The sequence below is a fragment of the Polymorphobacter multimanifer genome (assembly GCF_014205635.1).
Classification (GTDB): domain Bacteria; phylum Pseudomonadota; class Alphaproteobacteria; order Sphingomonadales; family Sphingomonadaceae; genus Sandarakinorhabdus; species Sandarakinorhabdus multimanifer.
In genome coordinates this window covers 1-12,794 of the sequence record NZ_JACIIV010000007.1, presented here as the reverse complement: position 1 = coordinate 12,794, position 12,794 = coordinate 1, and the positions used below count along the sequence as shown (strand labels likewise).

Here is a 12,794-nt window from a genome sequence, read left to right as displayed (position 1 = left end):
ATCGCAAGCCCGTGGGGGATCAACGCGGTGGCAGCAGCCTGAGCGGATCGATGGCGGTGCGGCCGTTGCGGATCTCGAAATGCAGTTGCGGCTCGGCGACGGCGCCGGTGCTGCCGACCCGGGCGATCGGCTCGCCGGCCTTGACGCTGGTGCCGCGCTGGACGAGCAGCGCCTCGTTATGGCCATAGGCGGTGACCCAGCCGCCTTCGTGGCGGATGAGGACGAGGTTGCCGAAGCCGGTGATGGCATCGCCGGCATAGGCGACGGTGCCATCGGCGGCGGCGCGCACCGGGCTGCCGGCGCCGGCCTTGAGATTGATGCCATCGTTGAAGCGGCCGGCGGGCTTGGGACCGAAACCGGCGAGCAGGCGGCCATCGACCGGCCAGCGGAAGGCGGGTGCGCCTGCGACCGGCCGCGGCGTTGCGGCGGAGGACCTTGGCGTTGCAGGGCCGGCGCGGCCGGCAGGCTCGGTGCCGGTGATGAGCGTTTCCACATCGAGGGAGAAGGCGCGGGCGCGGGCCTCGATCGAGGTTGGCGTTGAAGGGGTCGCCGTGGAGCGCCGCGCATTGGCGGGGCGTGCCGGGGTCGTGCGCCGGGGAGGACGCGAGGCGAGCGTGGCCGAGCGCGCGGGCAGCTGCAACCAGTCTCCGACGCGCAGCAGATAGGGTGGCTCGAGCCGGTTGAGCGTGACTACATCGGTCCAGCGCACACCCTGATCGCGCGCGATGGCGATTCCGGTGTCTCCGGGGCGGACGACATAGGTGCGCACGCCACGTGATTCGCGCGCCTGGGAAGCTGCTTTTGCGGCGGAGGATGCCCTGGAAACGGCTTGCGGGCCTTGTCGACGACCCGGGCTGGGCGCACAGGCTGCAAGCAGTGCGACCATGGCCAACGTTGCCAGGGCGGAGGAATAACGACGACGCACTGTCTTTGCTTAGCGGCAAGGTCGATGTTTTTCCAGTTGTTTGGCCCGGAGCGCAGTGGCCGAACGTGGTGCACGAGCAATTCGAGGCGAGTGACAATGCTTGCGCCTGATATAACAACGATCGTGGCTGTAATGAATTTGTTAATAAAATCAAGTGGCTTTGCGGCACTCCGGCTTGCGGCACTGCAGCACTTCAGTTATCAGAAATGTCGATTGAGATAACGCCCCCCGGTGAATGGGTCCATTTCAGCAAGCAGGGAGAAAATGACGATGTCGACGTTCAGGACCGTGGCTGTGGCAGCCCTTGTGATTGCAGGTGTGGCAACCCCCGCTTCGGCTGTCGTGACATTCGCGAGTTTCTCCTCGGCGACGACGACGCGCAACGTGCGGTTCGTGAGTGGTGCGGAAACGAGCCGGTTCATTTCGACGCTGAACAGCAGCGCCACTGCAGCATCGGCGGTGCCGGTCATCTTCTCGATCCTCGGCGCGCCGCCGGTCCTGCAGGGCGTTGCCAGCACACTGAAGCTCGACGCGACGCTGCCTTCGCAGACGGGTGGATCAGGCGCGTTCAGCCTTTCCGGCCTCTCGGGCACGATGGCGTTCACGGCCAATGATCCGGTTTCATATCTGAGCGCAACGGGAACGAACCTGCTGACCGTGTTCTTCAGCGATGCCGCGCTGAACGGCACCATCGGCGCCAGCACGGGTGGCGTGTCGGGGAGCACCGTTGGCGGCTCCACCATCTCGTTCACGTCGGACTTCCTGGACTTTTCCGCGCTGACCGCAGCAGACATGTCGCTGTCGCTGTCCGCCGTGTTCAGCACGTTCGGCAATTTCGGAACGCCGTCGCGGCTGCGCAATTTCCGCGCCACGCTCGGTGGGCAGTTCTCGTCCGATCCGGCACAGGCGCTGATCCCGGAACCTGGCACATGGGCCATGCTCGTTGCGGGTTTCGGGTTGGTCGGCGTGTCGGTTCGCCGTCGCCGCCGCGTCTTGATCGCCTGACCCTTCAATTTCAGCTTGCCAAAAGGGCGCCACGGACATGGTCCGCGGCGCCCTTTTCTTTATCTAGACCGCGAAGAATGGCCCTTTCCGCTGCGCAACATGGTGCACAGTTGGTCACTTGGCCAAGCACTATGGTGATTTTGGGCAACTATCCTGCCCCATCGATTAACCCATCTTGCAGCGCAGTGACCTATACCGTAGGAGAGAGATGCATCCTAGGGGAAGCGCTGATTCGGTGGGCGGGTTAGGCTTTTGTTATTGGGGGTGAAGGCCTGATTAAGGCCGACGAACAGGGAGAAAGATTAATGTCGATGTTCAAGTCTTTGGCGGTCGCGAGCCTTGTTGCTGCCGGTATTGCCACCCCGGCGTCCGCCGTGGTCACCTTCGCAAGCTTCTCGTCGGCAACGCAGACGCGCAATGTGCGCTTCGTCAGCACCGCCGGCACCAGCTCGTTCATCACCACGCTCAGCAACAGCGCCACTTCGGCCTCGGGTGTGCCTGTCGTGTTCTCGATCGCCGGTGCACCGCCGGTCCTTCAGGGCGTGCAGTCGCTTCTGACCATCAATGCGACGATCCCGTCGGCGAGCGGCGGCGCGGGCGCTTTCAGCCTCGCCAACATGACCGGCACCTTCTCGATCATCTCGAATGCGGCCGTCACGCTCGGCAGCATCACCGGCACCAACCTGCTCTCGGGCACCTTCGGTGGCGCAAGCCTCAACGGTGAAATCGGCGGCGGCACCGGTGGTGTCACGGCCAGCACCGTTGGCGGCTCGACCATTAGCTTCACCTCCGACTTTCTCGCATTCTCCGACATCGTTGCGTCGGATCTGTCCTGGGCGCTGTCGGCCGTGAACAATGCGTTCGGCAACAGTGCGGGCCGTCTGCGCGGTTTCCGTGCCACCCTTGGCGGCCAGTTCTCGTCCGAACCGGCTCCGCGCCTGCTCGTTCCCGAGCCCGCCACCTGGGCGATGCTCGTCCTGGGCTTCGGCCTGGTCGGTGTGTCGGTCCGTCGTCGTCGCAACGTCGTCGTCGCCTGACACCAAGCTTCCTGGTTCCGGGAAAGGCGCTGTGGAGCAATCCGCAGCGCCTTTTCTTTTTCGGCTTGGCCGGCTCTCATCGAGCTTTGCATTGCCCCTCATCATAGAACGTAAAGTAGTCGGTAAGAAGGCCTAACGAAGTGCTGACGTATTTTGCTGTGTCAGAAGCTTGATCTCGAGAATGAATTCAGTATTCAGACTCATCGATGCGAAAGGTCTTTGACAGGAATGGCGATCAGGACATTCCGGCGGCACAGAGATCAAAATGTTGCCCTGCAGATCCATTGCCGTGCGCGGGCAGCGCGCCGGGCGTCCGGTGTCTTGCCCCTCGGCCTCGTCGTCGTTTCGGGTGGCGTTTCGGATCTTTGTAGCCGGTGGGGTCGTGCGGGCTGATCCTCCATATCTTTGTCACTGCCGAAGGGCGCTGCCGGCCGGACCGACCGCGTTCTCTGTCTCGATCGCCGAGTGACATTGCGCTTGGTCGAGTTAGTTCCCGCCTTATGTGCCTAACAAATGTAAAACAATGTAAGGCAATCATGGACTGCGACGAGCGGTGCAACTGATCGTAAACCATGATGTTGGCCGGAGATAACAGGTGGTTGGTCCGATGGGCGGATCGGGCTCCTGCTACGCGTTGCGGCGGTTCCCAAACCGTCGCAGGTATGAGGAGAGTAGCATGCGCTTAATCAAATCCTTGGCCGCGACGGGCCTTTTCGTTGCTGCAACCATTGCTGCCCCGGCAGCAGCATTGACCACCTTTGCAAGTATCAGTCCTTCGACAACCGATCTGAATGTGACCTTCGTCAACGGCGACAGAACGGATCGGCTCTATACCTCGCTTACCGAGGGCGCCAGGGCTGCATCGGGTGTGCCGGTCATCTTCACCCTGGGCTTGGGCATTCCGAACCTGCAGTCGGTTGCGTCGACTTTCACGCTCGATGCGCAGATGCCTGACTCCGATGTCGGCTCGTCGGGTGCCTTCAGTCTCCTCGGCGCTTCAGGCAGCTTTTCGATCATTGCAAACAACGCGGTGACGACCGGCGGGATCACTGGAACGAACCTGCTTTCCGGCGTCTTCAACGGAGCATCGCTCAACGGTACAATCGGCGAGACGACCGGCGCTTTTCGTGCGAGCACCATCGGTGGGGCAACGATCACCTATTCGTCGGATTTCCTCGATTTCAGCGATGTGATCGATTCCGATTTTTCGCTGGCGCTGACGGCCGTCACCAACGCGTTTGCGCCCAATGGCAACCCGGGACTGGCCGGTTTCCGAGCGACAATCGGCGGGCAGTTTTCGTCGGAGCCGGTGCCGGCTTTCATTCCCGAGCCTGGCACATGGGCAATGCTGATCCTCGGATTCGGCATGGTCGGCATTTCGGCGCGTCGGCGCCAGAAGGTTGCCGTCGCCTGACCTGAACTGTCGGGTGAAATGAGGGGGCGCCGCAGCGAGGAGCTGCGGCGCCCTCTTCATATCCGGTACAACGTCTTGCGCAATCTTGGGTTTACAAACGTTAGCAAGTGCAAAATTATCGATAACGCTTAATTTTCCGGCAACCTTAACAGGCAGACATGCTTATAGGGGCACGGCGGGTCAGGCTGGTTCGATTCACGGGACCAGACCGCCTGTTGCGTGGTGGGCGATGCTTTTGTCGTTCACCTGGTTGGGAGTGTTGCATGTCAGTATCTAAAATCCTTGGCCTCGGCCTGTTGGCTGCGGGCATTGCCGCCGCGCCAGCATCTGCTCTTACCACCTTTGCTTCCATCAGCCCGGCAACGACCAGCCTCAACGTTCGCTTCGTTGGGGACAACGGCACCAGCCGCCTGTTCACCACGACTTCGGCCACGGACAACGCTGCCAGCGGCGTGCCGGTGTTCTTCACCCTCGCCCTTGATGGCGTCCCGGCCGCTCTGCAGTCGGTCAATGCCCGCTTCACCCTCGATGCGTCGATGCCGAGCGGCGTTGTCAACAATGCCGGCGCCTTCAGCCTGCTGGGCGCTACGGGCAATTTCTCGATCCTCGCCAACAACCCCATCACGGCAAATGGCATCACCGGCTTCAACCTGCTTTCCGCAGTGTTCACCGGCGGTTCGGTCAACGGCACCGTCGGCAGCTCGGCCGGCAGCTTCGGTTCGAGCACCGAAGGTGGTGGCACGATCACCTACACCTCCGACTTCCTGAGCTTCGACCAGATCTCGAATTCGGACTTCTCGCTGGCACTGACCGCCGTCACCAACGCGTTCAGCACCAATGGCAACCGCGTCAACGATTTCCGCGCCACCATCGGTGGTCAGTTCTCGTCGGAGCCGCTGCCGTCGTTCGTTCCCGAGCCCGGCACCTGGGCGATGCTGATCCTGGGCTTCGGCCTGGTCGGCGTTTCGGCACGTCGCCGCCGCAACACGACTGTCGTTGCCTGACACTCAGGTCGATTGCAGTGGCACGGGCGCCGTCGGCATTGCCGATGGCGCCCGTCGTCGTTCATGGGGCTTGCTGCGATGCCCACCGGGCAAGACCTGAAGCATGAATTGCCAGCTTCTGGCCGGCGCTGACACGGCTGTCGCATCCATGCTGATCGGTCGCCTGGGCCTTGTCGGGCTCCTGGTGTGCAGCTCGAGCCTTACGCTCGTCGCCTGATCGACCCGATGATCCGCAAGCCGGCAGGCGCGATCCTGCGGGCCTTTTGCTATTCGGAAAGTGGCCCGAGCACGGTGCGCAGTGCTTCGAGGCTGGCATAGTGCGTCATGTCGAGGTGGAGCGGCGTGACCGAGATGCAGGCCTCGTGCATCGCTTGCAGATCGGTGCGGTGACCGGGATCGGCCTTTTCCTTGCCGAAGCCGTGCCAATAATAGGGAAAGCCGCGCGGATCGGTGCGCTTGACGAGGTGGATGTTGCCATAATCGCGGAAGCCCTGCTCGGTGACGCGCACGCCGCGCACATCGGCGGCGATGACCGGCGGGAAGTTGATGTTGATGAGCATGCCCGGCGCCCAATCGACGGCGGCGATGCGGCGGATGATGTCGGCGCCGTGGGTGGTGGCGGTGCTGAAATCTTCCTGGCCGGCGGTGTAGTTCATCATCACCTGGCTGAGTGCGACCGAGCGGATGCCGGCGAGGCAGCCTTCCATCGCGGCCGAGACGGTGCCCGAGTAGGTGACGTCTTCGGCGAGATTGCCGCCGCGGTTGACGCCCGAGAGGATGAGATCGGGCTTGTGGTCGGCCATCACCGCACCCAGCGCCAGCATGACGCAATCGGTGGGGGTGCCGCGCACGCTGAAGCGGCGGGGGCCGATTTCGCGCAGGCGCACGGGCTGCGACAGGGTGAGCGAGTGGCCGGCGCCCGATTGCTCCTCGGCGGGGGCGACGACCCAGACATCGTCCGAAAGCTCGGCGGCGATGGCTTCGAGCGCCACGAGGCCGGGCGCGTTGATGCCGTCGTCATTGGTCACGAGAATGCGCATGGGGTGCCTTTCAGGCGGGGGTGAGCTGGGTGATGCCGCCCATATACGGGTGCAGCACCGCCGGGATGATGACGCTGCCATCGGCTTGCTGGCAATTTTCGAGGACTGCGACCAGCGTGCGGCCGACGGCGAGGCCCGAGCCGTTGAGGGTATGGACGAAGCCGCGGGTGCCTTTTTCGCCGCGTGTCTTGAGGCGCGCATTCATGCGGCGGCCCTGGAAATCGCCGCACCAGGAGATGCTGCTGATCTCGCGAAAGGCATTTTGCCCTGGCAGCCAGACTTCGAGATCGAAGGTGCGCTTGGCGGTGAACCCCATGTCCCCGGTGCAGAGCAGCATGCGGCGGAAGGGCAGGCCGAGGGCGGTGAGGATGGCTTCGGCGGAGGCGAGCATGTGTTCGTGCTCGGCTTCGGCCTGTTCGGGGGTGCAGAGGCTGACGAGCTCGACCTTTTCGAACTGGTGCTGGCGGATGAGGCCGCGCGTGTCGCGCCCCGCACTCCCGGCTTCCGAGCGGAAGCAGGGGGTGAGGGCGGTGAGGCGCAGCGGCAGGGTGTCGTCCTCGATGACGCTCTCGCGGACGAGGTTGGTGAGCGAGACTTCGGCGGTGGGGATGAGGTAGCGGCCATCGGTGGTCTGGAACAGATCCTCGCCGAACTTGGGGAGCTGGCCGGTGCCGAAGGCGGCGTCGGCGCGCACCAGCAGTGGCACCGCCATCTCGCGCCAGCCGGCGGCGACCTGGGTGTCGAGCATATACTGGCCGAGTGCACGGTGGAGGCGGGCGAGGGCGCCGCCGAGGACAGCGAAGCGGGCGCCGGCGATCTTTGCGGCGGCATCGGGATCGTAGCCGAGCCTTGCTGCGAGCACGTCGTGTTCGAGCGGGGTGAAATCGAAGGCGGGGATGCTGCCGAAGCGCGCGACTTCGACATTGCCGGTCTCGTCGGTGCCATGCGGCACATCATCGGCGGGGATGTTGGGCAGCTCGGCGAGCAGCGTTTCGACTATGGCCTGGCGGTCACGCTCCTCGGCTTCGAGGGCTGGGACCTGCGTCTTGAGCGCAGTCACTTCGGCGGTGAGCGCTTCGGCGGTGGCGCCATCACCGCGGCTGCGGGCCTGGCCGATGTCTTTCGACAGGCTGTTGCGGCGGGCGAGGGCGGCTTGCAGCGCGGTCTGCACGGCGCGCAGGCCGGCATCGGCATCGAGGATGGCGGCCGAGGGGGCGGCCAGCCCGCGCCGCGCGAGGCCGGTATCGAAGGTGGCGGGATCGGCTCGGATGGCGCGGATATCGTGCATCGCGCTGTCTTAGCCGCTCGGTGCAGACAGACAAGAGACTTGCAAAATGGGGATTCACCTTCGCCCGGATTGCGCCTAGTGTGACAGCCGTGATCGTGATTTGCCCCAACTGCGGTGCGCGCTACAAGCTGAATGAAGGGCTGGCCCAGGCCGGTTTGGGTCTGGGTGGCAAACGCATGCGCTGCGCCGAATGCGACCATCGCTGGACGCTTCCCGAGGCGGTCGAGCCGCCGCTGCCGGAGCCGGTGCCTGAACCCGAGGTCGAACCCGTTGATGAGCCGGTGCCCGAGCCGGTGCCCGAGCTGCCTGCGGAAGAGGAGCCTGACGACGAGCCGCGGCGCAGCTTTGCCTGGATCGGCTGGCTGATCGGCGTGTTGCTGCTGCTGGCGGCGGCCGTGCTTGCCGGCGGGGTGGCGCTGGAGCGGATCGATCCGGACCGGGTGCCGGTGGTGGGCGAATGGCTGCGGCCGCTGCAGCCCGGGCCATCACCGCTGGTGATCACGGCATCGGGCCGGCTGACGCCGCTGCCTTCGGGAACGATGCTGCTCGAAGTGGAAGGCGAGGTGCGCAACACGGGCCGCTCGGTGGCAGGGACGGCGGTGCTCAAGGCGACGCTCGAAGCGCCGGGCGGCGTGGTGCGGCGCTGGTCGATCGACGTGCCGGCGGCGGCGTTGCAGCCGGGCACGAGTGCGCGCTTCACCAGCACGCTCACCGATGTGCCGGGTGGCGCGCGGACGCTGCGGCTGGTGAGTGGCTGAGCGTCCCTACCTGTTTTGCGGCTGGATTTGGCGCCGCCCGCATGACACACCATGCCGGACTGCCGGCTGAAGGAACGACGGATGATTTTTGAGTATAGCGACAAATCCAAGGCGCTGATCGAGAAGCTGCGCGGTTTCATGGACGAGCATATCTACCCCAATGAAGCGCGCTACGAGCAGGAAGTGGCCGAGGGCGAGCGCTGGAAGGTGCTGCCGGTGATCGAGGAGCTGAAGCCCAAGGCGCGCGAGGCGGGGCTTTGGAACATGTTCCTCAACATCTGCGAGCATGACAAGGGCGAGTGGAAGGGGCCTGGCCTCACCAACCTCGAATATGCGCCGCTGGCCGAGGAAATGGGCCGCGCCATGTGGTCGAGCGAGGTGTTCAACTGTTCGGCGCCCGACACCGGCAACATGGAGGTGCTGCGCACCTATGGCTCGGAGGAGCAGAAGCAGACGTGGTTGCGGCCGCTGATGGCGGGCGAGATCCGCTCGGCCTTCCTGATGACCGAGCCGGCGGTGGCTAGCTCGGATGCGACAAACATCGAGACGTCGATCCGCCGCGAAGGCGACGAATATGTGGTCAACGGCCGCAAATGGTGGTCTTCGGGCGTGGGTGACCCGCGCTGTGCCATCGCCATCGTGATGGGCAAGACCGATACCAGCGCCCCGCGCCATGCGCAGCAGAGCCAGATCCTGGTGCCGCTCGATGCGCCGGGAATCAACAAGCTGCGGGCGCTCAAGGTGTTCGGCTATGATGATGCGCCGCACGGCCATTATGAGGTGATCCTCGACAATGTGCGGGTGCCGGTGGGCAACATGATCCTCGGCGAGGGCAAGGGCTTCGAGATTGCGCAGGGGCGCCTCGGGCCAGGCCGCATCCACCATTGCATGCGCTCGATCGGCGCCGCCGAGCGGGCGCTCGAGAAGATGGTGAAGCGGCTGAAGAGCCGCGTTGCCTTCGGCAAGCCGATTTCCGAGCACAGCCTGTGGCATGAGCGGATTGCCGATTCGCGCATTGCCATCGAGCAGGCGCGGCTGCTGACGCTCAAGGCCGCGTACATGATGGACACGGTGGGCAACAAGGGTGCTGCCAACGAGATCGCCATGATCAAGGTCGTGGCGCCGAACATGAGCTGCATGATCCACGACATGGCGATCCAGGCGTATGGCGGCGGCGGCGTGTGCCAGGACTTCGGTCTGGCGAGCGGCTATGCCGGTCAGCGCACGCTGCGGCTGGCGGATGGGCCCGACGAGGTGCATCGGCAGGCGATCGCGAAGAACGAGTTGAGAAGGTATAACTGAGCCAAGCCGGCGAGCGATAGCGAAGCTGTCGCGAGACACGGCGCAGTGCTCGGCCAGCGAGGCGGACAGCTTCGCTGGCCGAACTCGTCTGACGTCAGCCGCGGCTTTGCCGCGGCGCTGCCTTTCACATTGGCGCACAAGCCATCCCCCCTTGCGCCCCCAGCGCCTGCCTGCTAACCGCACCCTCCTACCGGGCGGGGCCAGCCCCCGTACAACAGGGTCTGTGCGGCCATGGCGGAACTGGTAGACGCGCAACGTTGAGGTCGTTGTGGGCGAAAGCCCGTGGAAGTTCGAGTCTTCTTGGCCGCACCAACCCTTTCCGTCGGGATCATCCGAGGGCTATTTCCGCGATCGACGCGATTATTGGCCCCCCCCAGAGCACCACGCAACTCGGAGGACACGCCGCTGGCCGGCACCATGGCCGCAATGCCGGTGATCGTGCCAAGGCCTTTGGTGACCATGGGCCTGAACAGATGCAAGACCGACGACATCGCCACCACCAGCAAGAATTGTCGCATGTTGCATTTTAAACATTGCTAACCACACCCGACATCGGACGGATATGCGCAGGGACTGAATCGGGGGATGAAAATGAAGACATTGTTGAAAGTGGTGCTGTTGGCTGCGGTTTCGTCGACGCCGGTTTTTGCGCAGGCGATCGGCCATGTGCATACGGCCGAATGCAACCATCAGTTCGATGACAATCAGGGCAGCTTCGACTCCGGTTCCTTCAATGCGGCTGTCGCCAGCATGTCGGGGGGCAGCGGCGGCGGCATGCAGTTCGTCCTGAACGACCTCGGCGGTGTCGGCATCGGAACCGACGCACGCAGGGGCTTCGAAGCCGCAGGAGCGTTGTTCTCCGGCCTGTTCAGGGACAATATCACGATCAATCTCGATGTGCGGTTTTCAGCACTCGGGCCAGGCATTCTTGGTTCGACGGGATCGACAACAAACACGGTTGGCGTGAATACCGTCCAGAGCGCGCTCGCTGCAGATGCCAAGACGTTTATCGACAGGCGCGCAATGACGACTTTGAGCGGCGCTCCCATCAGCTTTGTGTCGAACGAGCCTCCAGCGTCGGGCGCAATCGATTCTCGCCTGCGGTTTTTCGACGACAACAACACGTTCGATAACAACAATATCGCTGTGAATACTGCGCAAATGAAGGCGATGGGCCTCGCGCCGGTCTATGCCGCCAACAATCCGGGCGCGCGCGACGGATCGGTGTCGTTCAGCAGTGCCTTCGTCTGGGATTTCGACCCTACCGACGGCATCACGCCAGGCGCGTTCGATTTCGTTGGCGTTGCTGCGCACGAAATCGGCCATGCACTTGGCTTCCGCTCGGGTGTCGATCTTGCCGATGTCAACGCATTGCCAGGCAGGGCACTGCCTGGCGTTCGCGGGCTGAACAATATTGCCTGGGGAACGGTGCATGATCTGTTCCGCTATGGCGATTTCGGCGGTGATTTCGTGCGAGACTGGTCGATCGGCGGCAGTGCCTGTTATTCGATCAACGGCATGACGTGTATGGCACCACTTTCCACTGGTCGGCTGAATGGCGATCTGCGCCAGGCGAGCCATTGGAAGGACGACACGCTGCTGAATATCGCGCCGCCGCTGGGCCTGATGGACCCGACGGCAACCGGGCCGGGCGGGACCCGTCCAAGCCAGGTTTTTACCAAGTTCGATTTGTTCGCTTTCGATGCGATGGGGTATGACTGGGCGACCGTTGTGCCTGAGCCGCAAAGTTGGACGATGCTGATCGCCGGCTTCGGGATGGTCGGCGCTGCGGCACGCCGTCGGGGACGCCGCAGCCTCACTGCCTGAGGCGACATTGCGCCATGCAGATAGCCGGCGGCAGTCAGATGTCGCCGGCGTCTTCGAGGCCAGGCGCTGCAACATTTTCAAGCCGCGAATTGCTGCCTTTGGCTTTGACCATTCCGAGCAGCAGCACACGGCTTTGGGTTTGCTGATGCAATGAACTCGGCAGCCGATAGACAGGCCGGCGTTCGTTGAAGAGCAGACGGCTGCCGTATTGACCTGGCGAAAGCAGGACCGACGATTGCCGAGGTCTTCGGAAAGATCCGGATCGTCCGCGCCGCTGTCCATGCCTGGCTTCCACACAGCACAGCAGGCGAGACCGTTTTGCTGCGGACCGCAAGGTCGTGTCCCAGGTGGTGGTGTAGGTCGCGGTTGGCCATCGGCGATCTTCGGTTAGGTTTGGGTTGCAATATCCAACCAACGGAGATCACCGATGACCGACGATACGATGAACCTGCAGGCGCTTGTGGGAAAGAGCGCAGACGCTGATTTTTTGCGTGAGATGATCGGCTTTGCCGCGCAGCGGCTGATGGCCCTTGAGGTGGGTGGCCTGACGGGCGCTGGCTATGGAGAGAAGAGCGACGAGCGGCTCGCCCAGCGCAACGGTTACCGGGAGCGCGACTGGGAGACCCGTGCCGGCACCGTTGAACTGCGCATCCCCAAGCTCAGGAAGGGCAGCTACTTCCCCGGCTTTCTCGAGCCCCGACGCCTTGCCGAAAAGGCGCTGACCGCCGTCGTGCAGGAGGCGTATATTCAAGGCATCTCGACGCGATCGGTCGATGATCTCGTCAAAGCGATGGGAATGAGCGGCATCTCGAAAAGCCAGGTCAGCCGGCTGTGCGAAGAGATCGATGTCCGCGTGAAGGCGTTCCTCGATCGCCCGATCGAGGGCGACTGGCCATACGTGTGGATCGACGCCACCTACCTCAAGGTCCGCCAGAACGGCCGCATCGTCTCGGTCGCGGTCACCATCGCGGTCGGCGTGAACAGCGATGGTCGCCGCGAGGTGCTCGGCATGGCAATCGGCGCGTCAGAGGCCGAGACCTTCTGGACCGATTTCCTGCGCAGCCTCGCGCGTCGCGGCTTGCGCGGCGTGAAGCTCATCATCTCGGATGCCCATGAGGGCATCAAGGCTTCCGTCTCCCGCGTCTTCAGCGCCGCATGGCAACGCTGCCGCGTCCACTTCTCCCGCAATGCCCA

11 protein-coding genes, 1 tRNA gene and 2 pseudogenes are annotated in these 12,794 nt (G+C 63.8%); 10 read left to right on the top strand and 4 right to left on the bottom strand.

Translation table 11 applies throughout. The features are described from left to right. Window positions 1-19: 19 nt before the first annotated feature. Both FHS79_RS05425 and FHS79_RS05420 read right to left on the bottom strand, forming a co-directional pair. Window positions 20-769, bottom strand: a complete 750-nt coding sequence (locus FHS79_RS05425; protein ID WP_184196570.1) for a M23 family metallopeptidase — start codon at window positions 767-769, stop codon at window positions 20-22. Between the two features lie 356 nt (window positions 770-1,125). Continuing rightward, window positions 1,126-1,395 carry a hypothetical protein gene (locus tag FHS79_RS05420; protein WP_184196567.1) on the bottom strand — a complete coding sequence of 90 codons (270 nt, stop codon included), beginning with the start codon at window positions 1,393-1,395 and terminating at the stop codon, window positions 1,126-1,128. Here FHS79_RS05420 and FHS79_RS05415 point away from each other — a divergent pair. The 4 genes from FHS79_RS05415 (at window position 1,385) to FHS79_RS18740 (ending at window position 5,385) form a co-directional block, all read left to right on the top strand. Further along, entirely contained in the window at window positions 1,385-1,930 is a 546-nt protein-coding gene (locus tag FHS79_RS05415; protein ID WP_243453543.1) for a PEPxxWA-CTERM sorting domain-containing protein, read from the top strand. The genes FHS79_RS05420 and FHS79_RS05415 overlap by 11 nt on opposite strands. A gap of 305 nt (window positions 1,931-2,235) precedes the next feature. Continuing rightward, the gene (locus FHS79_RS18745; RefSeq protein ID WP_243452690.1) at window positions 2,236-2,967 is read left to right on the top strand and encodes a PEPxxWA-CTERM sorting domain-containing protein; all 732 of its coding nucleotides are present in this window, start codon (window positions 2,236-2,238) and stop codon (window positions 2,965-2,967) included. A 607-nt stretch (window positions 2,968-3,574) separates the two neighbouring features. Then, window positions 3,575-4,381, top strand: a complete 807-nt coding sequence (locus FHS79_RS05405; RefSeq protein WP_184196564.1) for a PEPxxWA-CTERM sorting domain-containing protein — start codon at window positions 3,575-3,577, stop codon at window positions 4,379-4,381. A 263-nt stretch (window positions 4,382-4,644) separates the two neighbouring features. Continuing rightward, complete coding sequence (locus FHS79_RS18740; RefSeq protein WP_243452689.1) at window positions 4,645-5,385, top strand: PEPxxWA-CTERM sorting domain-containing protein; 741 nt, start codon at window positions 4,645-4,647, stop codon at window positions 5,383-5,385. Window positions 5,386-5,651: 266 nt separating this feature from the next. Here FHS79_RS18740 and surE read toward each other — a convergent pair whose 3' ends face one another. Together surE and serS are read right to left on the bottom strand one after the other, a co-directional pair. Beyond that, complete coding sequence (gene surE / locus FHS79_RS05395; protein ID WP_184196561.1) at window positions 5,652-6,425, bottom strand: 5'/3'-nucleotidase SurE; 774 nt, start codon at window positions 6,423-6,425, stop codon at window positions 5,652-5,654. A 10-nt stretch (window positions 6,426-6,435) separates the two neighbouring features. Beyond that, a complete protein-coding gene (gene serS / locus FHS79_RS05390; RefSeq protein ID WP_184196558.1) occupies window positions 6,436-7,713 on the bottom strand; it encodes a serine--tRNA ligase in 1,278 nt (425 codons plus the stop codon). A gap of 20 nt (window positions 7,714-7,733) precedes the next feature. Between serS and FHS79_RS05385 the strand changes: the two genes are divergently transcribed. From FHS79_RS05385 to FHS79_RS05365, 6 genes and pseudogenes are all read left to right on the top strand, one after another. Next, window positions 7,734-8,471, top strand: a complete 738-nt coding sequence (locus tag FHS79_RS05385; protein WP_341534419.1) for an MJ0042-type zinc finger domain-containing protein — start codon at window positions 7,734-7,736, stop codon at window positions 8,469-8,471. 81 nt (window positions 8,472-8,552) lie between these two features. Beyond that, window positions 8,553-9,773, top strand: coding sequence for an acyl-CoA dehydrogenase family protein (locus FHS79_RS05380; RefSeq protein WP_184196551.1), 1,221 nt, complete (start codon window positions 8,553-8,555; stop codon window positions 9,771-9,773). Between the two features lie 225 nt (window positions 9,774-9,998). Continuing rightward, window positions 9,999-10,085: transfer RNA gene (locus FHS79_RS05375), tRNA-Leu, on the top strand. A gap of 273 nt (window positions 10,086-10,358) precedes the next feature. Further along, window positions 10,359-11,480, top strand: a pseudogene (locus tag FHS79_RS18735) (NF038122 family metalloprotease); the annotation flags it as partial. 9 nt (window positions 11,481-11,489) lie between these two features. Continuing rightward, window positions 11,490-11,600, top strand: a pseudogene (locus FHS79_RS19410) (PEPxxWA-CTERM sorting domain-containing protein); the annotation flags it as partial. 427 nt (window positions 11,601-12,027) lie between these two features. Next, on the top strand, window positions 12,028-12,794 hold a 767-nt coding region (locus FHS79_RS05365; protein WP_184196548.1), incomplete at its 3' end, for an IS256 family transposase.